Annotated in this window: 20 protein-coding genes; 15 read left to right on the top strand and 5 right to left on the bottom strand. The window is 44.0% G+C overall.

Annotation, left to right across the window (positions count from 1 at the left end):
* Window positions 1–26: 26 nt before the first annotated feature.
* Both HMPREF9703_RS08265 and HMPREF9703_RS08260 read right to left on the bottom strand, forming a co-directional pair.
* Window positions 27–1313 carry a glycine/sarcosine/betaine reductase component B subunit gene (locus HMPREF9703_RS08265; RefSeq protein ID WP_004636998.1) on the bottom strand — a complete coding sequence of 429 codons (1287 nt, stop codon included), beginning with the start codon at window positions 1311–1313 and terminating at the stop codon, window positions 27–29.
* Window positions 1314–1327: 14 nt separating this feature from the next.
* Window positions 1328–1729, bottom strand: coding sequence for a GrdX family protein (locus HMPREF9703_RS08260; protein ID WP_004636996.1), 402 nt, complete (start codon window positions 1727–1729; stop codon window positions 1328–1330).
* A gap of 417 nt (window positions 1730–2146) precedes the next feature.
* Between HMPREF9703_RS08260 and selD the strand changes: the two genes are divergently transcribed.
* The 7 genes from selD (at window position 2147) to HMPREF9703_RS08225 (ending at window position 9493) form a co-directional block, all read left to right on the top strand.
* Window positions 2147–3121 (top strand): selenide, water dikinase SelD, encoded by a 975-nt coding sequence (gene selD, locus HMPREF9703_RS08255; protein WP_040377064.1) that lies wholly within the window; start codon window positions 2147–2149, stop codon window positions 3119–3121.
* A gap of 61 nt (window positions 3122–3182) precedes the next feature.
* Entirely contained in the window at window positions 3183–3539 is a 357-nt protein-coding gene (gene yedF / locus HMPREF9703_RS08250; protein WP_004636993.1) for a sulfurtransferase-like selenium metabolism protein YedF, read from the top strand.
* A gap of 32 nt (window positions 3540–3571) precedes the next feature.
* Window positions 3572–3820 carry a putative Se/S carrier protein gene (locus tag HMPREF9703_RS08245; protein ID WP_004636990.1) on the top strand — a complete coding sequence of 83 codons (249 nt, stop codon included), beginning with the start codon at window positions 3572–3574 and terminating at the stop codon, window positions 3818–3820.
* A 3-nt stretch (window positions 3821–3823) separates the two neighbouring features.
* Window positions 3824–5722, top strand: coding sequence for a selenocysteine-specific translation elongation factor (selB, locus tag HMPREF9703_RS08240; protein ID WP_040377062.1), 1899 nt, complete (start codon window positions 3824–3826; stop codon window positions 5720–5722).
* 5 nt (window positions 5723–5727) lie between these two features.
* Window positions 5728–7107, top strand: coding sequence for an L-seryl-tRNA(Sec) selenium transferase (gene selA, locus HMPREF9703_RS08235; protein ID WP_004636986.1), 1380 nt, complete (start codon window positions 5728–5730; stop codon window positions 7105–7107).
* Window positions 7108–7228: 121 nt separating this feature from the next.
* On the top strand, window positions 7229–8755 hold the full coding sequence (locus HMPREF9703_RS08230; protein WP_004636984.1) for a dihydrolipoamide acetyltransferase family protein: 1527 nt from the start codon (window positions 7229–7231) through the stop codon (window positions 8753–8755).
* Between the two features lie 12 nt (window positions 8756–8767).
* Entirely contained in the window at window positions 8768–9493 is a 726-nt protein-coding gene (locus HMPREF9703_RS08225; RefSeq protein WP_004636983.1) for an alpha/beta hydrolase, read from the top strand.
* Here the strand turns inward: HMPREF9703_RS08225 and HMPREF9703_RS08220 are convergent, their stop codons facing one another.
* The 3 genes from HMPREF9703_RS08220 to HMPREF9703_RS08210 form a co-directional block, all read right to left on the bottom strand.
* Complete coding sequence (locus HMPREF9703_RS08220; RefSeq protein WP_004636982.1) at window positions 9494–10639, bottom strand: aminotransferase class V-fold PLP-dependent enzyme; 1146 nt, start codon at window positions 10637–10639, stop codon at window positions 9494–9496.
* 129 nt (window positions 10640–10768) lie between these two features.
* Window positions 10769–10960, bottom strand: coding sequence for a hypothetical protein (locus HMPREF9703_RS08215; RefSeq protein ID WP_143333751.1), 192 nt, complete (start codon window positions 10958–10960; stop codon window positions 10769–10771).
* A 114-nt stretch (window positions 10961–11074) separates the two neighbouring features.
* Window positions 11075–11590 carry a glycine/sarcosine/betaine reductase selenoprotein B family protein gene (locus HMPREF9703_RS08210; RefSeq protein ID WP_004636981.1) on the bottom strand — a complete coding sequence of 172 codons (516 nt, stop codon included), beginning with the start codon at window positions 11588–11590 and terminating at the stop codon, window positions 11075–11077.
* A gap of 175 nt (window positions 11591–11765) precedes the next feature.
* Between HMPREF9703_RS08210 and HMPREF9703_RS08205 the strand changes: the two genes are divergently transcribed.
* The 8 genes from HMPREF9703_RS08205 to ftsX all read left to right on the top strand — a co-directional run bounded on the left by HMPREF9703_RS08205 (window position 11766) and on the right by ftsX (window position 25800).
* Window positions 11766–12689 (top strand): TDT family transporter, encoded by a 924-nt coding sequence (locus tag HMPREF9703_RS08205; protein WP_004636980.1) that lies wholly within the window; start codon window positions 11766–11768, stop codon window positions 12687–12689.
* Between the two features lie 176 nt (window positions 12690–12865).
* Window positions 12866–15334: a preprotein translocase subunit SecA gene (gene secA, locus HMPREF9703_RS08200; RefSeq protein ID WP_004636979.1), complete on the top strand. Its 2469-nt coding sequence runs from the start codon at window positions 12866–12868 to the stop codon at window positions 15332–15334.
* A gap of 199 nt (window positions 15335–15533) precedes the next feature.
* Window positions 15534–16641 (top strand): peptide chain release factor 2 gene (gene prfB, locus HMPREF9703_RS08195; protein ID WP_244304312.1). Its coding sequence is split into 2 segments (ribosomal slippage): window positions 15534–15605 and window positions 15607–16641, totalling 1107 coding nucleotides; the frame shifts between segments, so codons are not numbered across the junction.
* Between the two features lie 332 nt (window positions 16642–16973).
* Window positions 16974–19382 (top strand): YSIRK-type signal peptide-containing protein, encoded by a 2409-nt coding sequence (locus HMPREF9703_RS08190; protein ID WP_004636977.1) that lies wholly within the window; start codon window positions 16974–16976, stop codon window positions 19380–19382.
* A gap of 354 nt (window positions 19383–19736) precedes the next feature.
* On the top strand, window positions 19737–22922 hold the full coding sequence (locus HMPREF9703_RS08185; protein WP_004636976.1) for a YSIRK-type signal peptide-containing protein: 3186 nt from the start codon (window positions 19737–19739) through the stop codon (window positions 22920–22922).
* A 209-nt stretch (window positions 22923–23131) separates the two neighbouring features.
* Window positions 23132–24004: an MBL fold metallo-hydrolase gene (locus tag HMPREF9703_RS08180; protein WP_004636975.1), complete on the top strand. Its 873-nt coding sequence runs from the start codon at window positions 23132–23134 to the stop codon at window positions 24002–24004.
* Between the two features lie 232 nt (window positions 24005–24236).
* Window positions 24237–24923: a cell division ATP-binding protein FtsE gene (ftsE, locus tag HMPREF9703_RS08175; protein ID WP_004636974.1), complete on the top strand. Its 687-nt coding sequence runs from the start codon at window positions 24237–24239 to the stop codon at window positions 24921–24923.
* Window positions 24913–25800, top strand: a complete 888-nt coding sequence (gene ftsX, locus HMPREF9703_RS08170; protein ID WP_004636973.1) for a permease-like cell division protein FtsX — start codon at window positions 24913–24915, stop codon at window positions 25798–25800. Before ftsE ends, ftsX begins: the two co-directional genes overlap by 11 nt.
* The last annotated feature ends 13 nt before the right edge of the window (window positions 25801–25813 follow it).

Below are 25813 nucleotides of genomic sequence, written 5' to 3'. Positions count from 1 at the left end.
GGTATAACCTCCTTAAAGTCTCCTACTTAAACGCCTCGAGCGGACATGCGGTTGAAGCCAAGTTCGTTCGTAGCACCGGTAATGGCTTGGATCTCAACTTCAATCTCACCACTTGCTTGTAGTGAGCCATCGAATCCACCGGCAATCACGTCTACGTAATCAAGTGTTCCGATGAGACGGTCCATTGCTGGGAGGAGAATCGTTTCATTCGCATTCCCACCGGTGACAGCTGCATTTGCCAATGGATCAGCATCAGCTAATGATTGGCTGGCACCGTCGCGTCCAGCATATTCATCCGTTACGATAACGGTATCGATGCCTTTTTTCTCAATCTTGGTACTGTTCATGATTAAGTCCGTATCTGGGTTTCCGAATCCTTCTTGAGAAATGATGACACCATCTAGACCGATAAATTCAGCGAGTTTGGATGTGAAGTCACTGGAGCGTTCTTTGTCAGCTAGATAGACGGTTTCGTTCGTAATAATGACGCCCACGAAGTTAATATCTTTCCCGTGACGTGCGTAGAGATCTTCAATAATTGGGTTGTTCAAGTGGTGGTAAGTGGTGTTCTTATCACATGCGGATACACAGTTACCACTGATAATCGCACCATCCATGACTTCAGTTGGGTAAAGCAAGGTCGGAACGATATGCTTGGCATCTGTGCCGTAAACATACGTATCATGCAACAATCCTTGTGTCTGAAGCATGTAGACATAACCGACTTTTGGTAAGTCAGGGTACTCATTCATTTGCTCAACAAGCGGCTTCGTCTCGAATGTTTTCACTTCATCGGGTTCGATTTCTTCTGCTAATTTTCCGATGAAGGTTGCGACGCGAAGCCCTGCTAGTCGGACTGCTTCTTCGTAACTGTGTGTCTTCAAGTCCTCTGTTGGATTGATGACTAAGCAAATGTTAATAATCTGAGAGAAAGGTGTCTTCTCAGCACCTGGTCCAGACATATCGATGATCCCTTCTTGGAATCCGACAATTTTTCCGACAGTTGTGACGCCAATTCCTTTCATCACATGCGTACGACCTTGACCGACTTCGTTTACTTTACTGATAACGCCAGGGAAGATCCCACTTTCAGAATCAACTTTACATCTTGGTTCAATGACATCCTTGACCGGTGTAATTCGTGTTTTTTCACCAGGTTTTGCGAGTTGGACGTCAGCAGAAGCGAGACGGTCATCTTCTAAGACGATATCGATCAGATCTTGCTTGTTAATGGTTAAGTGTCCATCGTTTAGGGCTGTTTCATCAGCTAGCGTTACATCTTTAATAGTAATTTCGCCAATTTCTAATTTCATCGTAAGTCACCTCTTTATAAGTTGTTGTGTGATTGACTGGGTCGTTGAGCGCGTATTAGCGCTTGTTGCATTAAGTCTAAATCAATTAAGGCAAAGTCATCTAAGATCGATTGCGGCCACTCGGGTGTATGTTGATTTTTTTGAAATTTTCCATGTACCAGGGCTGCACGTTCAATCATTTCTAGACTAGTTAGATCGATCGCTTCACCGGGTGTTGTTGTTAGGATAACAGACTTGTAGACTGTTTCGTTCGGCTTCAAACTGCTACTGAGTGGGTGCGTGAGTAAGCTTATTTTATCGTTAATAATCAGTTGGCGCACCTGCTCGAACACCGCATCAATCGCTCCATCAACGAACTGAATTGGACAACTTGTAATATGGTTACGGATGGTTGGATTGTTAGTGATGATTTGCATAATAATCTAGACTCCTTTGTATACTGTTAACAACCTTGTCCGGATAGACTGGTCAACGAATATAGTAAAATCCCTTAAGTTCCATATAAAACAACTCCTTTTGAGGATAGTGAATCAATCTTTACGGTTTACAAGTTCATTATAGCACAAAAATGACAAATGTCTACTCAGATTAACTGATTTAAGAATAATTAAATTTTTCGAAGAAGAAAAGTTATAAAGACAATGGTAGCGTGTAGCATTAAATAATAAATCACTAACAAAAAGTATGTGAATTATTTAATAATAATTGCATTTTTTTGTGCGAAGTGGTAAGCTTTTAGGTGATGATTGATATGTAGGAGGGGCTGTAAAATGAGTGAAGAGAAAAAAAGAAAACATATGTGTATGTCAGCGGGAGGTGGCTGAAACGCCAAAATAGGTCCGGGTGACCTCAGTGCGTTGTTGAAGACGATTCCCACGAGAGATGATGAGAATTTAATTGTTGGCTATGATTCAAGTGATGATGCATCAGTCTATAAGTTAAGTGATGATATTGCCGTGATTCAGACGATTGACTTTTTCCCATCTATGGTAGAAGATCCGTATTTATTCGGTCAAATCGCAGCGACGAATGCGTTAAGTGATGTCTATGCAATGGGAGGCGAAGTGATTTCGGCGCTTAATATTGTCACCTATCCAAGTGGGGATGATTATGACTTGTTAGGGGAGATTTTACGCGGAGGTGCCAGTAAGGTGCACGAAGCCGGAGCGAGTCTGAGCGGGGGGCATTCGATTCATGATGATACCATTAAGTATGGTCTATCTGTGAATGGACGTGTTCATCCAGACCATATTATTCGCAATGATGGGGCACGTGTAGGAGACATCCTTATTCTGACTAAACCAATCGGCGTAGGGATCGTTACAACGGGGTATAAGAAAGGCAAGTTGAGCCAAGAAGCCTTCGATGAGGCGTGTCATTGGATGACGACGCTGAACAAGCATGTGGCGGATGTGATGAAGCATCACCCTATTACGAGTGCGACCGATGTAACAGGCTTTGGTTTGTTAGGTCATATTAAGGAAATGTTAGGTAAGCGGGTGAGTGCGGAGATTAAAGCCGAGCAGGTTCCGTATATTAAAGAAGCTTACAGCGGTGCAGAGCAGGCTCTGACAACCGGAGGCGGTAAGCGGAATCGGGCATTTTTAGCTGAACATCTTGACTTCCAAATCGATGATCCCGCTATGGAAGAAGTCTTGCTTGACCCACAAACATCGGGTGGGTTAGTCATTAGTATTGATGAAGAGCATAGCCAAGCATTCTTAGACGAATTAGCGGAGAAAGATATTTTTGCCCGAGCGATTGGTCAAGTGACCGATAGACAAGACAAGACAATTATTATCAATTAGTATTATTAATTAGACTGATAAATAGGTAGTGTTAGCGAACTCAATAGAAAGAGGGATAACGATGACTGATCTGACGAAAGATGCGTATGTTGTTGTCATTAGCAGTGATATGATGGGAGATGGAGAGCGTGAAATCGGCGAAAAATTAATGACAAGTTTTACGTACGCCTTGAGCGAACAGGACCAATTCCCAACGCATGTCTTGTTCTATAACAGCGGGGTACATGTGAGTGCCGGGGAATCTAAGGCGCGTGAAGATCTGGTGAAACTACAAGAAGCTGGCGTGAAGATTCAGTCTTGTGGGACGTGCCTAGATTATTATGGTTATGATAAAGAAAACTTACCGGTCGGAGAAGCGACGAATATGTACGAGATTGTTCGTATTATGCGCAGTGCTTCTCGTGTGGTGAAGCCATAATATCGGAGCTAGACGAGGAAGAGGTGACGCCTATGTTACTCCTGACATTTAATCATTCCCATGATGCTATGCATGCTGAGACGGTGATAGACCGTCATAGTATAAAAGGGCGACTTATCCCAACACCGGAGCGTATTAGTGCGCAGTGTGGGTTGACCTTGAAGTTGCCGGAAGCAGACATTGAGACGATCCAACAGCTGATGCAGGCAGAGTCTATTCAACCAAGTGGGTATTACGGAGTAGATAACAGCGGGACATACACAACATTATCAGAAAGTTGAGTGATGACAGTGGTGGAGAAGAAAAATATTGTAATCGGAACGGCTGGTCATGTTGACCACGGGAAGACAACCTTAATTAAGGCGCTGAGCGGGATTGATACAGATACAACAGAAGAAGAACATCGTCGGGGGCTATCCATTAATTTGGGCTTTGCTTATATGACCTTAGATGATGGGACGGAAGCTGGAATTGTTGATGTGCCCGGACATGAGAAGTTCTTGAAGAATATGTTAGCCGGGGCACCAGGTTTGGATTTGGCGTTATTGGTGATCGATGCGAATGAAGGTATTATGCCACAGACGTCTGAGCATGCGAATATTTTGCGTCTCTTAGGGATTGAGAATTTCATTATTGTCTTAACGAAAGTCGATGGTGTGGATGAGATCTTACTGGAAATTGTACAAGAAGATATTCGGGAGCAATTCCAAGGAACGGTTTTAGCGGAGGCCCCAATTATCACCACCGATGCCTTAGCAGAGATTGGGATTGACCAGTTGCGGGCTGAGATTACGGAGCGCTGTAGTCAGATGACACGTGAAGCATCTAAATTACCACCACGTCTGAATGTTGATCGTAGCTTTTCGGTAAAAGGGTTCGGAACAGTTGTCACAGGGACGTTAGTTGATGGAATGCTTCATGTAGGCGATGATATGACGATTTATCCGAGTGGTCTTCAGACACGGATTCGTAATATCCAAATTCACGAAGAAGATGTAGAGGTAGCGTATCCGGGCAATCGAACGGCTTTGAACTTAACGAAGGTGGATGTCGATGAAGTGCCTCGGGGAAGTGTGCTAACAACGGCGCATTTGCCAGCTAGTTATATGTTAGATGTGAATGTGCAGTGCTTGCCGGATTCTCCATATGCCTTGGAACTCTGGGATCGCGTGCATGTTCATATAGGAACGCAAGAAGTCCGCGCACGGATTGTTCCAATCGGGGCAGAGACCATTCATCAAGGCGAGACCGGGTACTTGCAGTTGCGCTTGGAAGAGAAGGTGTCGGCAAAAGTAGGCGATCATTTCATCCTGCGTTCATTCTCTCCACTGCACACGATTGCGGGTGGGACTGTCCTAGACGAGGATCCGCAGAAGCATAAGCGGTTCAACGAAGAGGTGATCGAGAGCCTGCAAGTGAAAGAGTCCGGAGACTTTGGTGAGATTATGATTGACTTCTTGCGGAAAGAAACGACTGGCTTAACGGATGAGCGAACTATTAGTGAAGAGCTTAATATCGAACTGCCGCATGTAAAAGAGTTGACCGGCGAATTAATTGACCAAGGGAAGCTCTACGCATTCGGGCATCAAGTCATGGCGGCGGAAGATGTCCAGCAGTTCACTGATCGCGTCCAGCAACTTTTGGGTGATTATCATGCCACTTATCCAATTCGATCAGGAATGCCACTAGAAGAATTCCGGACCAAATTCAAGGAGTTAGCACCAAAAGATTTGGATGCATTGTTGAAGTATATAACGCAAGAAGAGTTGGTAGCCAGTGAGGATAATCGCATTCGTCTGACGGCATTTAATCCAGAGCTGGAAGGAGAAGCACGTGAGATCAGTGACGAAATCGATGCGACTTTCCGTGAAGCGGGGATGAATCCACCGACGCCAGAAGCGGTGATTCAAGATGACCAGACGAGACAAGAAGTGTTTAATCAGATGATTGGTCGACAACTGTTCCGTCTAGATAAGTATGAATATATTCATATGTCTGTCTATACGGATGCCCGTGCGCAAGTAATTCAGTACTTGCAGCGTCATGGTGAGATCGAATTAGCCACGTTCCGTGATATGATGGATACGTCTCGGAAATATGCGATGTTACTGTTGGAGCACTTAGATGACGCGGGTGTGACCAAGCGAGTGGGCGATGTGCGCATACTGAGAGAGAAGGAGTGAGCGCGGTGCAAGAGAAGTTAAGTCAATTACCGAAGATGAATGAGTTATTAGAAGATGTGGCGGTTGCGCCATGGTTCGAGGTGTTCGACCGTCCTTACGTTAAGAATTACTTGAACGAAGCCTTGAATCAAGTACGACAAGCGATACTAGCCGGTGAAGACGTAGATATCTCTCACTCGGCGGTGGTTGCGATTGCCGAACGCAAGCTGACAGCAAAGAAACGTCCTAACTTACGCCCGATGATTAATGCGACGGGAACAGCTCTGCATACGAATCTTGGGCGAGCTTTATTATCTGACAAAGCCGTCGAAGCAACCCAGCGAGTGAACGCGCGCTATAGTAATTTGGAGTACAATGTTGAGGCGGGTGAACGGGGCAGTCGCTATGCCCATATAGAAGACTTGCTAAAAGAATTGACCGGGGCAGAAGCCGCCTTAGTGGTCAATAACAACGCGGCAGCCGTTATGTTGCTCTTGACAGCGACGACACAAGGTCAAGAGGTGCTGATTTCGCGCGGAGAATTAGTTGAGATTGGCGGTTCTTTCCGTGTGCCAGATGTCATTGAGAGTGTCGGTGCTCGTCTGAAGGAAGTCGGCGCAACTAATAAGACCCACTTACGTGATTATGAGCGTGCCATCACAGAAGAGACGGGTGCACTATTGCGGGTGCATACAAGTAATTATCGGGTTGTTGGCTTCAGCCAAGTGCCCGATGATAAAGATCTAGTCGCGTTAGCGCACCAACACGACTTGCCGGCCTTTAATGACTTAGGAAGTGGTCTGCTGATCGATCTGCAACCACTCGGCTTACCGCGAGAACCGCTTGTGTCTGAAGTCGTTGCATCTGGTTATGATGTAGTTAGCTTCAGTGGGGACAAATTATTAGGCGGACCTCAAGCCGGTATCTTAGTCGGGACTAAGCAATATATTGACCAATTGAAGCGCCATCCGTTGCTGCGAGCCCTGCGTGTCGATAAGATGACCCTTGCTGGATTAGAAGCGACATTACAAGCTTACTTGAAGCCGGAGCAGGCCATGAAAGATATTCCGTTACTCCAGATGTTAGGCCAGTCAGAAGAAAAGCTCGCTCGTAAAGCTCAAACGCTGGCGGACGACATTCGAGTGCTGAATAAAGGCTATCAAGTAAATATTAAAGAGGGCCAATCTCAAGTTGGAGGCGGGGCTTTCCCCGAAGCCCGACTAGCGACTCATTTAGTGGAAATTAGCCATCCAGATTATTCTGAGAGCACGTTGGAGCAAAAACTGCGCCAGGCAGAATTCCCTATTATTGCTCGGACGTCGGATGGGAAAGTCCAATTCGATGTGCGGACCTTACTTGAAGCGGATAGCGGGAAAATTTGCCAAGCATTAGTTGAAATGATTTAAATGAACTGAGAGAATAAATTACTGAACAGTGGGGATATGTTTTAGCCCTGTTTAGTGATAGGGTGATTTGTTCGATGTTGATCAATTTTAAAAATAGAGAATGTAGTAGAAGGGGATCAAGATGGTCTACACACTGAAATTGCCACGATTGGGCGAAGGGTTATTCGAAGCTCAAGTGGTGAATATACTTGCGAATAAAGGATCGTCTGTTACTGAGGATACAATAATTGCTGATATGCAGACGGATAAAGCAGCCGGAGAACTGCAATCTCCCGTTGAGGGGAAAGTGGTGGACATCTTGATGAAGGAAGGCGAGTTTGTCTATCAGGGGGATCCGCTTGTCTTAATTGATGATGGTTCGGATACGCCACCCGATCTGAGTAATGACTCTGGGGTCTACCGTGGCCCATCTGGAGTGGGTGGTGCAACCGTTAAAGCTAACTCTGGCAAATCAGAGAAAAAACAGCCTAAAAATACAGATAAAACACCGAACAACGCGCCAGAGACGACCTCTGATTCACAAACGGGCAAGCACTCATTAGGGAAAGCCCAGTACAAAACAACACGTCGCGCAAAAGCGAGATCGACAGCACCTGAACAAGACCAAACGCAACCACCTCGATCAACGGCTGAACAGCCCAACGCTACGCCCCAGCTATCAGCAGCTGAAAAAGAGCGACGAGAATATTTTGCGCAGTATTATAATACTGACTTTGAATTGAAGCATGATAACGTCCAAGAACAACCGAAGAAAAAAATCCAAGCAATGCCCCACGTGCGTGCTTATGCCCGCCAATTAGGAATTGACTTGACCCAAATTAATCAAGAAGGTGATATTGTGAAAAAAGAAGATATCGAGACATTGAAGAAGCAAAATGCGATTGAGAAGTCAGTCTATCCATTCAAGCCAGTTGACCAATATGCGCCACTCTATAGTAGTACGCGTGAAGATGAACAAGAAGAGATCGAACTTAGTTATATTCGGAAGTGGAATGCTTCAGCGTATGAGATGCAACATCGCATCGTACCGCCGTTCACGCTGTTCGAAGAAGTGGATGCTAGTGCCTTGTTAGCGATGATGGACGACTATGAACGTGATGGAATCGAGTTAGATAGCTACTTACCATTTGTGGTGAAGGCAGTCGTCGCTGCTGCCGAGAAGTTCCCGCGGTTGAATGCCTCGCTTGATGATAGTGTGGCTACCTTCGTCCAAAAAGATTACTGCAGTGTCGGTATTGACGTGAATACGGTACAAGGGATGTTCACGCCGGTGATTCACGATGCTCAGCAGAAATCATTAGAGACAATCCAAGAGACGATTAAGCAGCTGTCCAAAGATGTCCAGACACGTACCTTTGAGTGGGATAACTTATCAGAAGGCACGATTACCATTACCGACTGTTCTAATATTAGTTCAAAAGTGGGCCACTTCACACCGATGATTCACTATCCACAATCTGCTTGCTTGGGGTTGGGCACCATTGAAGACAAGCCAGTGATTTATGAAGGAGAAGTTGTCGCGCAACCAACCTTACCCCTATCATTGACAGTCGATTATCGGGTGGTTGATCGGAAGGATGCTTTCGCTGCGATGGCGTTCTTGAAAGAATTACTTGAACACCCGAATAAATTATTGTTCCAAAGTTAAGGAGGAAAACTGGTGTCGTCTATTTATTATCCTGGCAATGCGAATGGTGTTTTACTGCTCCATTCGCTGACCCATACTCCGAATGTCGTCTTCTACCTGGCTAATCGTCTGAAAAAAGCAGGGTGGACGGTCTATGCACCTTGTCTAAGTGGACATGATCAAGAGCGCATGCTGTCACTGCTGAAGTCATCGGTGGCAGACTGGACGGCTGATGTCCAAGAAGCGGTCCAGTTCTTGCGCGAAGAAGGCTGTCAGGAGATGGCAGTCATGGGTCAATCATTAGGAGGGCTCTTGACCTTGCAATTGCTCTTAGATCAGCCGGACATCGCATGCGGTGGCATTCTAAGTGCTCCCGCCTTCAAGAAGTGGGAGACGACTGCCATTTATGAAGAAGTGGCTGAACGCGTGGCGGCCAACGATCAAGTAGGCTTGGTGCCTAATCTAGCTAAAGAACAGCAAGCAGCGAAGAAGAAGCTCGATCGGCTACTAATAGACTTAGAAGCTCTCATCGACACGATGATTCCCAACTATGAAAAAATCCCCCAACCAATTTTTGTCGGTCAAGGGATGGTGGATGATATGGTTGAAGTGGCCAATGCCGAAAAATTAACAGCCACTGTGGAGAACGCCCGACTAGCCTTATATGAAGAAGCCGGTCATATCTTAACCACTTCTGCTATGAATCGTCAGTTAGCTGATGATTTGATTGCCTTCTTACGCAAACAGGGGTGGGATTAGTTACTTGCTGTATTCTTTTGAAAGTTGGTGGATGGCAGCAATCGCTTGGTCGATCTCCTCGGTCGTTGTGAAGTGGGAGAGACTGAAGCGGACGGCGCCTTGTTCAGAGGTGCTTAACGCATCATGGGCAAGTGGCGCACAGTGGGCTCCGGAACGTGTGGCAATATCGAAGTCGCTAAGTAATCGGTCGGAGATAATGCTGGAATCAACTGAACCGATATTGAGTGTGATAATTGGACAGCGATAAGTTGCCTGCATTGGACCATAACATACTACATTGTCCAAGTCCTTTATCCCATTATAAAAATAGGCGGTCAGTTCTCGTTCGTGCTGCTGAATCTGATCTACCCCATAATCGAGCAAATAATTCACCGCAGCATGTAAGCCAGCAATGCCGTGGCTATTAAGCGTGCCGGCTTCTAGACGGTCCGGCATTTGGGTAGGTTGGGTTAACTGATGTGACTCAGATCCAGTCCCACCAGCTTTTAGCGGCCGGATATCGAGGCCCTCACGTACATAGAGTCCGCCAGTTCCTTGCGGGCCCAGTAAGCCTTTATGCCCAGTGAAGCAGAGTACATCAATCTGCATCTGTTGTACATCAATCGGGACAGCACCAAGTGTCTGAGCAGCATCGACCACAAAGTGAAGCCCATATTGCTCAGCTAATTCACCTACATAAGCGAGATCGATAATACTTCCGGTTAGGTTTGATCCGTGGGCAAGGATAATCATAGTAGTATTGTCTTGGATAAGCGTGGGAATTTTGTCAACTTGCACTTCGCCCGCATCATTAATGGGCAGATAGCTTACTTCAACGCCAGATGCTTTCAACGCTTCTAAGGGGCGCAAGACGGAATTATGTTCGAGCACAGAAGTAATGACATGCTCTCCCGGGTTTAGTAAGCCCCCAATAGCGATATTTAAGCTTTCAGTGGCATTATGTGTGAAGACGATTTGGCGGGAAGAGGTGCCGCCGACTAACCGGTTGAGCGCTTCTCTCGCTTGGAAAATAATACGTGATGAGCTGAGTGACGCATCATTGCCCCCGCGTCCGGCATTACCGAAAGACCCCATTGCTTCTTGCACGGCCTCCAATACAGCAGGGGGCTTTTTTAATGTTGTTGCAGCATTGTCAAGATAAATCATGACAGACTCCTTTCTGGTGGGGAAAAAGAGGCGAGCCTATCGAATGTGTCATACTAAGGAACCGCCTCTCTATCTATATAGTTATTAAGTAAAGAGATTAGCATAGCGCTAATCTCTTTTGGGGTTGATTTAGTTATCTTGGTTATCTGGCTGGTAGATGAGACCGCCATTATCGTCGTCCCATTTGTAAGGAGAGATGAAGTAATCCATCTCACCACCGTGCATCGCAAAATCAAGCACGTCAGCCATAATATTTTCGTGTTGTTCGAAGTCATACGGTTTCGAGAACGTACAGCCAAGTGGGGCATCAACGATAAACATGCGAGGAGGTCTTACTCTCTCAGCAAGGTTCGGAACATGCATCACAGAAGCGGTACGAATGCCTCGAGACTCAATTTCTCTTTGCAGCAACCCAACGGATTGATGGCACATGAATCAGCCCGGAGACAACACCGTAATATCAACTTCATCTTCTTCCAGCATATCAGCTATCTCAACTGCTGACTGCTTAATAAGCACATCGACGCGGGGAATGTGCCCCATTAACCCAAAGTTTCGTGGAGCGAAGGAACCAATCGTGCCGTCATCACTCATCTTACGAAGGGTGTTAATTGGATAAACACAATCCAAGTCTTCGTGCGCAGCTTGGTTCGGATAGCGGACGTGAGTAATCATTAAGTCATCATACGAGACATCACCTGGTACAATACGGTAGGATGGATCCCCTGTAATGATGAATGGCGTATCATCCTTGGTATGAATCCCCACCGTTGCGACGAGGGCAACACGGCATTCACTTAACGGTTTATCGATCTTAGGAGCAATCACGGGATCTTCCGAGATTGTTATACAGTTCACAGCCAGCTTCTCTGCCTTGTCCTTCTCGAAGTCAATCTGCTTCCGATCATTCGTTGTCGGTAGTGCTCGGGGAATATGATTTAAGATGTTCATAGTAGACCTCCTCTCTGTTGTTCAATATTTCACTACATAGATATTATACAAAAAATCACCCCTAATTACAAACTATTATTACTAGAAGAAATCTCTCATAATCATTTAAAAAGCAACTGTCATGTGATAAAATACACATGAAAAGCAATACATTAATATAAGGAGTGAATAACAGATGAAATTAGCGAAGAAGGAAATTGTGCCATTATCAGGTGTGGCCCTAGGGTTGGCGGCACTAGGGAATTTACTCGGACAGTTCAGTGTGTGGGCACGGTATCTATGTGGTGCGCTGTCCTTGGGGTTAATGGTAGTGGTCAGTATCTATATGTTCCAGCATACGGAGCAGTTTAAGCAGAAGATGAAACATCCGGTTATGATGTCGGTCTTTGGCACATTCAGTATGGCGGGGATGCTCTTAGCTACCTATGTAATGCCTCTGTCTGCAATCTTGGCACGCATAATCTGGATGATCTTCATTCTACTGCACATCTTTATTGCCGTCGCTTTCACGAAGCGATTTGTCTTTAACTTTGATCGAATGAATGTCTTCCCCAGCTGGTATATCGTCTATGTGGGGATTGTCGTCGTAAGTGTGACTGCACCGTTGTTCAATGCGCTGTTGTCCGGACAAGTTGCCTTCATTGTGGGATTAGTGACCTATATTATGTTGTTGCCTATTGTCTTCTACCGGGTCTTAGTGACGAAACAATTCCCGCTCCCAGCTCAGTCGAGTATAGCGATCAACGCCGCTCCAGCAGCTCTTTTACTTGCCGGATATGTTAGTAGCTTTCCTGAAGGGAGCAAAATCATCTTCTACTTGCTAATGGTTGTCTCTCAGGCACTATTTATTTATGTTCTCTGCAGATTACCAAAAATTATGACGAAACAATTTTTCCCAGGGTTTTCAGCTTTTACGTTCCCGTTCGTGATTTCGGCCTTATCCTTGCGCGTGGCACTAAAAGCAGCGGCGGGGCAAGGCGGTATCTGGCCAGCCTTACGCATGATTGCTCTCTTAGAAGTAATCTTCGCGACAGTTATGGTTGGGTATGTTTTTATCCGCAATATGAAGTACTTGTTCCAAGCCTCTGACATGAATTAGCTCCACGCATAATCTAGAACGCGAGTTGCTTAACTTCTGGGCGTATCTATGATAAGATAGTGAAGACTACGAATATCACGTATTTTCCTTTTTTTCTAAGGGAAAGCGTGGTATGATAAGTAAGTATGCATGATAACTGTTTTAGATATAAATATGTGATGAAGGAGCTAGTGAGCATGGGATTGGTACAGAATCTCTTTGATAATGATAAGAAGATGTTAAAACGCTATAACAAGATAGCGGATGAAGTAGATGCACTGAAAGAGGAGATCGAAGCGCTCTCGGATGAAGATCTGAAGGCGAAGACGCAAGAATTCAAGTCGCGTGTAGCCGATGGAGAAACATTAGATGACTTAATGGTTGAAGCATTCGCGGTTATTCGTGAAGCAGCCAAGCGTGTCTTAGGCTTGTTCCCCTTCCGCGTCCAGTTAATGGGTGGAATGGCCTTACACGGTGGGAATATTGCTGAGATGAGAACCGGTGAGGGGAAAACCTTAACCGCAACTCTTCCAGTATACTTGAATGCCATCTCGGGTAAAGGTGTTCACGTGGTTACCGTTAACGAATACTTAGCGACACGTGATGCGGATGAGATGGGTGAATTGTATCGTTGGATGGGCTTGACAGTTGGCTTGAACGTCAACTCTAAGAGCTCAGAAGAGAAGCGAGAAGCCTACAACTGCGACATTACGTACTCAACGAACAGTGAGCTTGGATTCGACTACTTACGTGATAATATGGTCGTGTATAAAGAACAAATGGTACAGCGTAAGTTGAACTTTGCCATTCTGGATGAGGTGGACTCGATCTTAATTGATGAGGCCCGTACACCGCTCATTATTTCCGGATCAGCGGACAAGTCGAGCTCATTCTACACGCGTTGTGACTTCTTCGTCAAAGGTTTGAAAGAAGATGAAGATTACTACATCGACATCAGCTCTAAGACTATTAACTTAACCGAAGAAGGAATGGAGAAGGCAGAGAAAGCTTTCCGCGTCGAGAACTTATATGACGTTGAGAACCAAGCCTTAATTCACTACTTAGACCAAGCCTTGCGTGCGAACTACATTATGATTCTCGATAAGGATTATGTGGTTCACGAAGATGAAGTCAAGATCGTTGACCAGTTCACGGGACGTATTATGGATGGGCGTCGTTACTCTGATGGCTTGCACCAAGCGATTGAGGCTAAAGAAGACGTCGAAATTCAAAAAGAATCCAAAACAATGGCAACCATTACGTACCAGAACTTCTTCCGCCGTTACGCTAAGCTATCGGGAATGACCGGTACAGCGAAAACCGAAGAAGAAGAATTCCGTGAAATTTATAATATGGATGTTATCGCCATTCCAACGAACCGTCCGATTGCACGTGATGACAAGGATGATCTATTGTATCCAACGTTGGACAGTAAGTTCCGAGCAGCGGCAGAAGACATCGCCGAACGCCACGAAAAAGGGCAGCCGGTACTAGTTGGTACGGTTGCTGTGGAGACCTCTGTTGTCATCAGTAACTATCTGAAAGAATTGAACGTACCGCACGAAGTCTTGAATGCGAAGAACCACTTCCGTGAAGCCGAAATTGTTAAGACAGCCGGGCAACCTGGGGCCGTCACGATTGCGACGAACATGGCCGGTCGAGGAACCGATATTAAATTAGGCCCTGGCGTGAAAGAACTGGGTGGATTAGCTGTTATCGGTACCGAGCGTCACGAATCACGTCGTATCGATAATCAGTTACGTGGACGTTCCGGTCGTCAAGGAGATCCAGGTGTCTCTCAATTCTACTTGTCCTTAGAAGATGACTTAATGCGCCGCTTCGGTTCAGAGCGAATCCAAGCCGTTCTCGACCAGTTGAAGCTATCTGGTGATGATGCCGTCATCCAGAGTAGAATGATTTCCCGTCAAGTGGAATCAGCGCAGAAACGTGTCGAAGGGAACAACTATGATACCCGTCGTAACGTCTTGAAGTATGATGATGTCATGCGTGAGCAGCGTGAAGTCATTTATGACCAACGCCAAGAGATTATTATGGAAGATGAATCGTTGAATTACGTCATTAACCCGATGATTCGCCGTACAATTGACCGATATGTCGATATCAATACCCAAGGCGATAAGAAATCAGAATGGAACTTAGAAGCTATTCTCGAATTTGCTCACAACGTCTTATTGCATCCAGATAGCATCAGTGAAGAAGACCTAGTCGGCAAGAAGCCAAAAGAAATGCGCCAATACCTCTTCGAACGCGCGAAAGAAGAATATCACGAAAAAATTGCCGAAATGCAGTCAGACGAACAAGTGCTTGAATTCGAAAAAGTTGTCGTCTTACGTGTGGTTGACCGCAAATGGACGAATCACATCGATGAGATGGACCAGCTCCGTCAAGGGATTGGGCTCCGTTCTTACGGGCAGTTTAACCCACTGACTGAGTACCAGCAAGAAGGCTTCCGTCTCTTCGAAGAGATGATTGGTGAGATTGAATATGAAGTCACTCGACTCTTGATGAAATCACAAGTCCGCCAAAACCTACAACGTGAACAAGCAACCGCAGATGGTAAAGGTAAAAAAGCCAGCCGTCCAAAAATTAAGACAGCCGACGAAGAATACAACCGTGATGAAGACGTAAAAACAGAATTACGTTAATTTTTTTCAAAATTTATACGTTAAAAGTTTTGGTTATGACACTAAAAAGGTTGATAAGTAGGTTTAAAATTATTGACCGTTGTGTAAAGAGAGTGATTTACCAATACGTTAAATGTTTTGGTCAGATTACAACAAATTGAATGATGCGAAAGACTCTTCTCATGATGAGAGGGGTCTTTCTTACAAAGGAGGAACCTTAGTGGAATTATACGAATTACAGAAGGCATATGATCAGGCGAAGGAGACGTTAGAGCAGTTCAGGGGGTCTCTTTGACCTCGAGAAGATGGAAGCTGATATTGCTGAGTATGACGAGAAGATGGCGACCCCGGGCTTCTGGGATGATCCAGAGAAGTCGCGGGAAGTAATCGATGCGGCGAATGAACTGAAGGAGACATACGAACAATTCACGGACATTGAAGCTCTCTTAGAAGAGCAAGAAGCGATTCTGATGATGTTAGAAGAGGGGAATGACGCTGATTTGAAGGCGGAGCTTGAAGCGAACATGTCAGACTTGCAAGATCGTGTGGATGACTTCGGGCTGCGCATGTTGCTCAGTGAAGAGTATGACGCCAACAATGCCATTATTGAACTGCATCCCGGAGCTGGCGGGACTGAATCACAGGATTGGGGTCAGATGTTGCTGCGGATGTACACGCGTTATATTGAGAATAAAGGCTTTACTTATGAAACACTAGACTACCAGCGCGGTGAAGAAGCTGGCATTAAGAGCGTTACCTTATATGTCAAGGGCACCAATGCATACGGTCTGCTGAAGGCTGAAAAAGGCGTCCACCGTCTCGTTCGGATCTCGCCGTTCGATTCCAGTGGCCGTCGCCATACGTCCTTCGTCTCCGTCGATGTCGCTCCTGAGATTGACGATTCCATCGAAATCGACGTATCACCAGATGAGCTTCGAATCGATACTTACCGAGCGAGTGGAGCGGGAGGCCAGCATATTAACAAGACAGAATCCGCTGTTCGAATCACCCACGAACCGACTGGCATCGTCGCTCAGAGTCAGTCCGGCCGTAGCCAACTGCAAAACCGCGAACAAGCAATGAACATGCTGAAGGCTAAACTTTATCAGCGCGAACTAGAAGAAAAAGAAGCCCAACTTGCGAAGTTGCGTGGCGAACAAAAAGAAATCGGTTGGGGCTCGCAAATCCGGTCCTATGTCTTCCACCCCTACTCGATGGTTAAGGATCACCGCACCGACATCGAGACCGGCAATACCGATGCCGTTATGGATGGTGACTTGGATCCATTCATCGAAGGGTATCTCCGCAGCCGAATTGCAGGCGAATAATCCGAAGTAACAATAAACGCTCTGTTCACAAAATGTTCTTGCAAACAAATAAACAATCTAATGATAAAATAGTTCATAAATTTCGTTCAGCGATGCAAATATATGCATTGTTGAGCGATTTTTTATTTCTCTTAAAAAATAGAAACGTTAAAATCATTCTACCAAAAATAAAAAATGAGAAGACTCTAGAAATAATTTATTTAAATTAATTAAATATTTAAATGCTTTATCACATTCAAAATATACAATTTGGTCACGAGTTATTCTTTGATAATCAAAAAAATCTGTGTAGAATATAGGAATAATAAAAATAAAATTTCTGGAGGAAGAAAATGTTAGCAAAGAACAATAAACAAGAACAACTGCGCCAAAGTGCTATGAAAGATAAACGATTTGGACTGAAGAAATTAAGTGTCGGACTAGCTTCCGTCGCGCTAGGCACTATCTTATTCTTAGGTCAGGCGAACGCAGTCAGTGCAGCTGAACTCGAAGAAGGTGTGGAGGCAACAACTGCAGTACAAGCAGGTGAGGAAGTACAAGAACCGACTGTTGAAACAGAAGAAATGAATACACCGGCAGTAGAGTCTTCAGTTGTTGAAACACCTGAAGTAACTGGCACACCAGAGCAACAAGATCCTGCAGAAGTCCCAGAAGAACAGTCTCAGACAGGGATAGAAAATAAAGTCAGCACTGAAATTAATATAGATCAATCAGCCGAAACAAACGGAGCAATTACAGAATTAAAAACTGGAGCAAAACATTATATAGAACAAGCATACGTGAAAGATCTAACGAAAGAGCAACGTATTAAATATGGTAAGGCCATCGACAATATCGGTAATGGTGCAGATATTGAGCAGAAAATTGAAAACATTTTGCATCTTGCTAATGCAGAAGTACTTGTTGGAAAAGTAGAAAGTGGAAAAGTTCAACATATTAAACATGCAAAAGAAGCATTGAAAACAGCAAAAGAGGTTATTGCTAAGGGAACATCAGTTGACGGAGTAGATAAATTACTTCAAGACTTACAAGGGCGACTAAATACAGTCATCGAGAAACATAAATCACCAGCTGAGAAAGCAAAAGATGGTGCAAAAGCTCACTTAAATCGTGCTTATATTGGTAATTTAGAAAATGATCAACTAACTAAATACCACAATGCCATTGATAAGATTAGCAACCATGATGCTGATTATACTAAAAAAATTGAAGATATCTTCCAAGTCGTTGGGGCTGAAGTATTAGTTAAAAAGGTAGAAAAAGGACAGCACCAACATGTTAATCGAGCAAAAACCGCCATTCAAACGGCTAAACAAGTTGTAGCTAATGGCCAAATTATTGAAGGAGCGGCTGACTTGCTCCAGGGGTTAGAGCATCGATTGACTAAAGTAGTTGATGCACAACTTCCTCACAAACAATTAATTGAAACAGAGCTAACTACTAATCCGAACAACTCATGGTCAGAAGCACAAGAATCAACCGCTAAGAGTTTGACTTTCGACGTAATTGTTGCTGATTATAAAGAAGAAGCGAAAGCCCACATTAGTCATGCGTACAGTGATCAAGATTTAAGTAAAGATCGCTATAAAGCAGCTATTGATAAAATTTCAAATGATGATCCAGATTATGAGCGAAAAATTGAAGACATTATGAAAGTGGCTACTGCGGAAATACTTGTTAAACAAGCAGAAGCTGGAAGACATGTTGAGGATGCGAAGAATGCATTGAACGAAGCGGGGAAAGAAACAGCTGGTGGAAAATTAATTGACGGCAAAGACAAATTAATTAGTAGCTTGCAAGGTCGTTTGAACCGATTCACTAAACAAGATGAATACGATGCATTACAGCTAAAATCTGAAAAATTGACACAAGAATTACTCGCATTAAAGCAAAAAGTAGATGAATCAAAAGATGGAGAAGTTGACCAAGAAGTCCTAGAAGCGATTCAAGAAAAAGTGCATGAGTTAAAAGAAACGTTATATGCTTTCCAAGAGCATATCGCTAACTTACCTGAAGAGGAAGTTCAAGAGGCAGTAACATTATTGGAAGAACAATTAGCACTTCTCGATCAAATTGAAGAAAAATACAGTTTCGAAGAAGCAACACCGGCTGAAGAAGCAAAAGAAGAAACTAAGGATTACATTAATAAAGCATTCGGAACAGATTTAGATGAAAGTCGGCGAGAAGCGTACAAAAAAGCTATCGATCAAATTAGTGATGAAGATGAAGATTACGACCAAAAAATTCAAGCTATTGTAAAAGTAGCAATTGCTGAAGCACTCGTTAATAAGGTAGAAAAAGGGGCAAAACAACATACTAACCGAGCAATTCAGGCATTAGAAGAAGCTAAAAACAATACAACCGGATCATTGGTGGATAATAAAGATCAATTACTCCAAGGCTTGCAACAACGATTAGATGCAGTTACTGGAAAACATATGGACAAGAAACAACCATCAGTGAAAAATTTACAAGAATCTTTTGAAAATAAACGCAAAGAAATAGTTGAAGCTAATAAAAAATGGGGCGAACTTCATAAGAAATTGAATAAAAATGAAAAGGGCCAGCCAGTAGCTACTCAAGAACAACAAAATGAAATTATTAAGCTTTCGAAAGAAATCAAGAAATTAATTACTGAGTGGGAAGAATTAGCTAAAGGAAACCAGAAAAATCAAGATGCTGTGCAAGCATTCAAAGATATCGTGAAAAATAATTACGATAAAATTCCAGGATTAAAATAAGTTTCTGAAATATGGTTATGAGCTCAAAGGTTATTCAGCAGTAGTTGCTGCTGGATGACTTTTGCTTATGTAGTTGAAAATGAGGAGAGTTCCCAGTAAAGGAACGGTTGGATGGTGGGGCAGTTAAGTATTTTTCGTGTCATATGGGGAAGTATTTAATACATTTTTTTGAAAGTTCAGATATTATGCAGGTGTAAAATAGACGTTAATGACAGTTTTATTTCGGAATAATTAAACTTAAAAGTTGTAAATAAAATTAAAAATATACAAGAAGTCGTATTTTTTTTCGTTGGACATCAAAAAAGTGTCTGTATAATATTGGAAATAAAAATAAATTTTTTGGAGGATAACACAATGGTGGGTAAAAACAACAAGACGGGGCAGTTCCGTCGTCAGGCGAATGAGAATAAGCGATATACGCTGAAGAAGTTGAGTGTGGGATTGGCATCGGTCGCACTAGGAACGGTCTTGTTCTGGGGGCAAGCGAATGCAGTAAACGCAGAAGAAGTGGATTCAGATATTGAGGACAATCTACCAGATGACTTCACTGATGAAGAGGCGGCTGAGCGCCGAGCAGAAGAAGATATTCTCTTGTCAGAGGATGGGGATAATGCCGAAGCATTAGCTGAAAAGACTGTTTTCCAGTTCAGTTACATGGAAGCGGGAACGGGCAAGAAAATGGATGGGTTCTTCGGTGAATATATAAATGCAAATGAAGCCGAAAAAGCGTTCCGTATGTACGCGAGTGAAGCGGGCTACACCTTAGAAAATATTCAATTCAATAATCACAACAGCTTCACAGCAACCATTGCCCCAAGCAGTACAGATCGTTATGTTGAAGTGGCTAAAGATCGAGCACGCAATTTAATCAATGGCTTGGACGGCTTAACCGACGAACTAAAAGCGGACTACTTGGAACAAGTTGAGGCGGCTACGAGTGTCGAGGAAGTCGAAGTGGTCTACAATGAAGCTATTGAGATGGCAACTCAACAAAAAGAAGAAGCTAATCGTTATGTTGCGGTGGCGAAAGACCGTGCTCGTCAGTTGATCAAGGACTTAACCAACTTAACTAACGATCAAAAAACGCACTACTTGGCAAAAGTCGAAGCTGCCACAAACGTTGCAGAAGTTGAAGCCATTCATGCAGAAGCTGAAAACGTCGTAAATGAAACACCAGCACCAAACCGCTTCGTTAAAATTGCCAGAGATCATGCCCGTCAGTTGATCAATAAACTGGGCAACTTATACGATCACCAAAAAGTAGACTATATTAAACGAGTTGATGAAGCAGATAGTGTGAAAGCGATCGAAGGTATCTTGGAAGAAGCGCAAAAACACGTCAACTCAGCTAAGGGTGGCGAAAACGGACAAGCACCAACGCAACCGGACAAACCTTCATACGACGGTGACATGACGCCAACACCTGAAGCACCAGCTGAATCTGAACTCGACCAAGCTAAAATGAAAGCAACCGCGGACATTAAAGCACTTGGCTACTTCACCGCGAAGGAAAAACAAGACTTATTCGATCGGGTGAAAGATTATGACAACACTGGGGATATTCACTTCATCGTCACGAAAGCCCAGCAAGAAAACGAAAAACGTCACCAGTTGCACCGTAAATTGTTGGAATTACAATTCGGCACAAATCCAAATCACTCATTACCAGAAGCGGGCAAACCACAGGATGCTAACCCGGGTGATATTCTTGATCCACAAGCAGATATCGAACGAGATATTGCGAAAGCACAGGCACTTGAAGCTATTGCAGAGCTAAGTTACTTCACCGCGGATGAAATGTCAGATATCGAAACAGATATTAACAATGCAGAAACGACCGAAGAAGTGACCAAGATTGTCATGGATGCACAGGAAGAAAATGCAACCCGTCAGCAGAATCATAAGCATTCAATCGAAGAACAGTTAGAGAAACAACCGAATAACACATTACCAGAAGCAGGTAAACCACAGGATGCTAACCCTGAAGATTTACTCAAGCCAGAAGCTGACGACAATAAACCGGGCACAGATGATAAGCAACCACAACAGCCAGAAGAATCAGAATTAGACCGTGCGAAAGCAGGCGCACTAGCTGATATTGCGGAACTAAAAAACTTCTCTGAAAAAGAGAAGCAAGACTTAATCGATCGCGTGAATAGCTATGACAATGTAGGCGATATTGACTTCATCATCACAAAAGCACAAGAACAAGATGATGCTCGCTATAAAAAACAACAAAACGACGCTTACGATACTTTAGAAGCCAAAGCTAATAAAACATTAAACGAATTGCTGGACTTGACGAAAAAAGTAGACGAAGCAGCAGGTGGCGAAGTAGATCAAGACTTACTGGAGAGCATCCAAGCCAAAGCGACTGAATTAGAGATGGCATTAGCTGAGATCCAACAACACATCAGCTCCCTTCCAGAAGCAGAGGCACAAGAAGCTACAAATATGGTCAAGGACTTACAAGCTCTTCTTGCGAAGATTAGAGACCAATATAGCTACGAAGAAGTCACCCCCGCGGAAGAAGCTAAAGAAAGTGCGAAAGATTATGTGGACAAAGGATTTGGCACGGACCTGATGCCAGAACGGCGCGATGTCTACAAAAAAGCACTCGACCAAATTAGTAATGATGATCCTGCATATGAACAAAAAGTTGACGATATCATCCAAGTCGCAACAGCAGAAGTCCTTGTCAACAAAGCTGAAAAAGGTACACATATCAAGGCAGCTGAAGAAGCACTGGCAAAGGCACTGAAAACAACAGAAGGTGGTAAGCTGATTGCAGATAAAGACGAGCTAATTAAACAATTGCAAGACCGTTTAGCCAAAGTTATTAGCAAAAAAGCTCAAATATCGCCTGTCGGAAAAAAGCAAATCCCATCAACTGAAAAGCCTCAAACACCAGAAGAAGCACAAAATTTAAAAGAAAAGAAAGAAGTTCTGAGAAACTCTATAGATACAATACAATCGTTAAATTCTGATCAGAAAAAATGCTATCTAGATCTATTAAAAGTGACTAAGTCAGAAAAACAAATTGAGGAATTGTCTGATTTATTAGATGCAGAAACGTTCCTTGCAAGAACAAAAAATGGAGAATTAACCAAGGAACAAGTAATTCCTGCTATTAAAGAAAAATTGAGTAAAGTTACTGATGCAGTTTTACTAGCTAAAAAAACCGCTATACTCAAGGAGTTAAAAAGTCTAAATGGAAATTTTACTCCACCATCAACTGATGAAGAAAAAAATGTCTTGCCAGCTGATGATAGTGATGATAAAACAGAAAATGCTACTCCAAAAGTTACTTTTGAAAGTAAATTAGAGGAAGCCAAAAAATTAGTACCACTATTACAGACGCTACCTAACGAAAATAAGGACAATGATGGGAAACCAACTGCTACAGCTGAATACAAAAAGACTTACTATGAATTTGTAGAACAAGTATTGGAATTAGAGAAATTAGTCAAAACAGATCAGCATAGAAGTTCAGTTGAAGGACTTAAAGGTCTTTTCGGACCCTTGAAGATTTTTAAATAAGTCAGTTTGACTAGAGAAAAATTTATATTTCAAGTGTTAACTGTAGTGACTAAATAACATCACTTAAAGTTCAGTAACTGAATAGCTCACAAGAAGTCATTTGGCTGTGCATGTATATGCATGGTCAGGTGGCTTTTTGCTATTTTAATGAAAAATAGGTGGGAGTGTTTTATAATAGAATTAATTCATGTTGAGAAGGAGTGGTTGTGATGAGGGAGTCGCGAGTGGTGATGTTGGGGACGGGGACGCCGAATCCAACGCCGGAACGGATGGGACCGTGTGCGGCCGTGATTGTGGATGGACAAGCGTATTTGGTGGATTTTGGTGTGGGGTTGGTGAGGCAAGCAGCAGAGATGACGGCGCGTGGGATTGAGGCGTTGGCAACTGCGAAGTTGACGCGAGGGTTTTTGACGCACTTGCACTCGGATCATACGTTGGGCTTGCCAGACTTGATCTTGACGCCGTGGGTATTGAAGCGTAGTGAGCCGCTGAAGTTGTTCGGACCGGCTGGCACGGAGGCGATGGTTGATCACTTACTCAAGGCTTATGCGGTGGATATCCAGTCACGGCAGGATGGCTTGGAGCAGGCCAATCAGGTGGGCATTCAAGTAGAGGTGACAGAGATTGATGAAGGGATCATCTATCAAGATGAGCGGGTGACGGTCGAAGCGTTCCGGGTCAATCATCCACCATTCGAAGCATATGGTTACAAGTTCACGTGTCCGGATAAGGTGATTGTGTTTTCTGGAGATACGACGCCAACTGATAATATTATTCAGTGGGCTCAGGGGTGTGATATTCTGGTGCATGAGGTGTTCTCTGCACAAGGGGTGAAGCAGCGTAGCCCAGTCTGGCAGAGATATCATACCAGCGTGCATACGTCCAGTGTGCAGTTAGGCGAGCTGGCGAGTCAGATCAAGCCACGGACGTTGGTCTTGAATCATCAGTTGTTCTTCCGTGTGCCGGATGCGGAGGGACAGGTCATCTCGGAGCTTGACCGCGAGCGGGAGATGATCCGTGAGATCCAGCAATGTTATCAGGGAGAAGTCATCTCAGCACGAGATGGCGATGTGGTGTATTAAGGGAGTATTAGCTGGTTATGGCAGTGGTTTGTTTAAGAAGCATTTACCAATTAGGGTAGGTGCTTTTTACGCATGTTACAAGGGATGGGAAGATTGTTGTAAGATTGACATATAATTGTAACTCTTCGCATCTGTTGGATCAGGGCAGTCTATGATAAGATGGTAAGGTGAGTCTGTTTGTCATTTTTGTAAGAATAGTGAGTACATATAGAAGAGAGATGGTGAGTGTTCGATGATTATTATGAAAGATGTTGTGAAGCGTTATGATAATGGGATTACGGCACTGAATAAGGTGAATGTGCATATTAAACGTGGTGAGTTCGTCTACTTGATCGGGCCGAGTGGGGCAGGGAAGTCGACGTTCATTAAGTTGATTTATCGGGAAGAGACGCCGACACAAGGACTGGTGAAGGTAGGGAATAAGGATATTACGCGAATTAAGAATAAGCATATTCCACTGCTCAGACGAGATGTTGGAGTAGTTTTTCAGGATTTCAAGTTGTTGCCGCGCTTGACAGTCTATGAGAATGTGGCGTACGCGATGAAGGTAATCGAGAAGAAGCCACGGGAGATTAAGCGACGTGTGACAGATGTGCTGGATCTTGTGGGGTTGTCTGATAAGGCGAAGATGTTCCCAGATGAGATCTCAGGTGGAGAGATTCAGCGAGTGTCGATTGCTCGAGCGATTGCGAATACGCCGAATATCTTGATTGCCGATGAGCCGACTGGGAACTTGGATCCGGAGACGGCTGAGGGGATTATGGCAATTCTAGAAGAGGTTAATGCGAAGGGGACGACGGTCATTATGGCGACGCACAATAATGATATCGTTAACCAACTGCAGCATCGTGTGATTGCGATTGAAGGTGGCCGTATCGTGCACGATGAGGAGAAAGGAGAATATCTCTATGAAAATTAGGACGCTCTTCTGGCATATTAAGGAGGCCTTCCGCAGTCTGAAGCGCAATGGGTGGATGACGATCGCGTCGATCAGTGCGGTGGCGATTACGCTCTTGCTGATTGGGGGGTTGATTGCTACAGTTTTCAATATTAATAAGTTTGCAACTGATGTGGAAGAAGATGTGACGATTCGTGTGTCGATTGACTTGGCCGCGGATGAAGCAGCTGAGGATGAACTCTATGATCAGATTGCTGCGATTCCGCAAGTAGAGCATATTGATTTCTCCAGCCGTGATAATGAATTAGATAATGTTATCGGCGTGTACGGGGATATGTTCGATCTCTTCGAAGGGGATGAGAACCCGCTCTATGATGTCTTCATCGTTGAAGCAACGGAACCTCATATGACAGCTGAGGTCGCTTCACAGATCGAACCACTTAATTACGTGAAGGATGTGAACTACGGCGGAGCTCGGGCTGATCAACTCTTCAAGTTAACTGAGAAAATGCGTAATTACGGATTAATCTTTATTGCTATTTTAATTTTTACAGCGGTATTTTTGATTTCCAATACGATTCGGATTACGATTTTCTCCCGCAGTACGGAAGTAGAGATTATGAAGTTGGTGGGGGCGAAGAATTGGTTTATTCGCTGGCCGTTCTTGATTGAAGGAGCGATTATTGGACTGATCGGTTCACTCATTCCGGCGGGGATCTTAGGTTATAGTTATGTGAATGTCTACCGAATCTTATCCAGTTACTTATCCGGCAGTTACTTTAGCTTGCTGCCACCAGATCCGTTCTTGTATTACTTAATTGCCGTAATTGTTGGTATCGGTGTTGTTATCGGTAGTCTTGGCTCAGCGCGGTCCATTCGTCGCTTTTTAGATATTTAGATGAATATGATAG

Source organism: Dolosigranulum pigrum ATCC 51524 (assembly GCF_000245815.1).
Classification (GTDB): domain Bacteria; phylum Bacillota; class Bacilli; order Lactobacillales; family Carnobacteriaceae_A; genus Dolosigranulum; species Dolosigranulum pigrum.
Note: the sequence above shows the minus strand (reverse complement) of the source record. Positions and strands in the feature narration are given on the sequence as shown.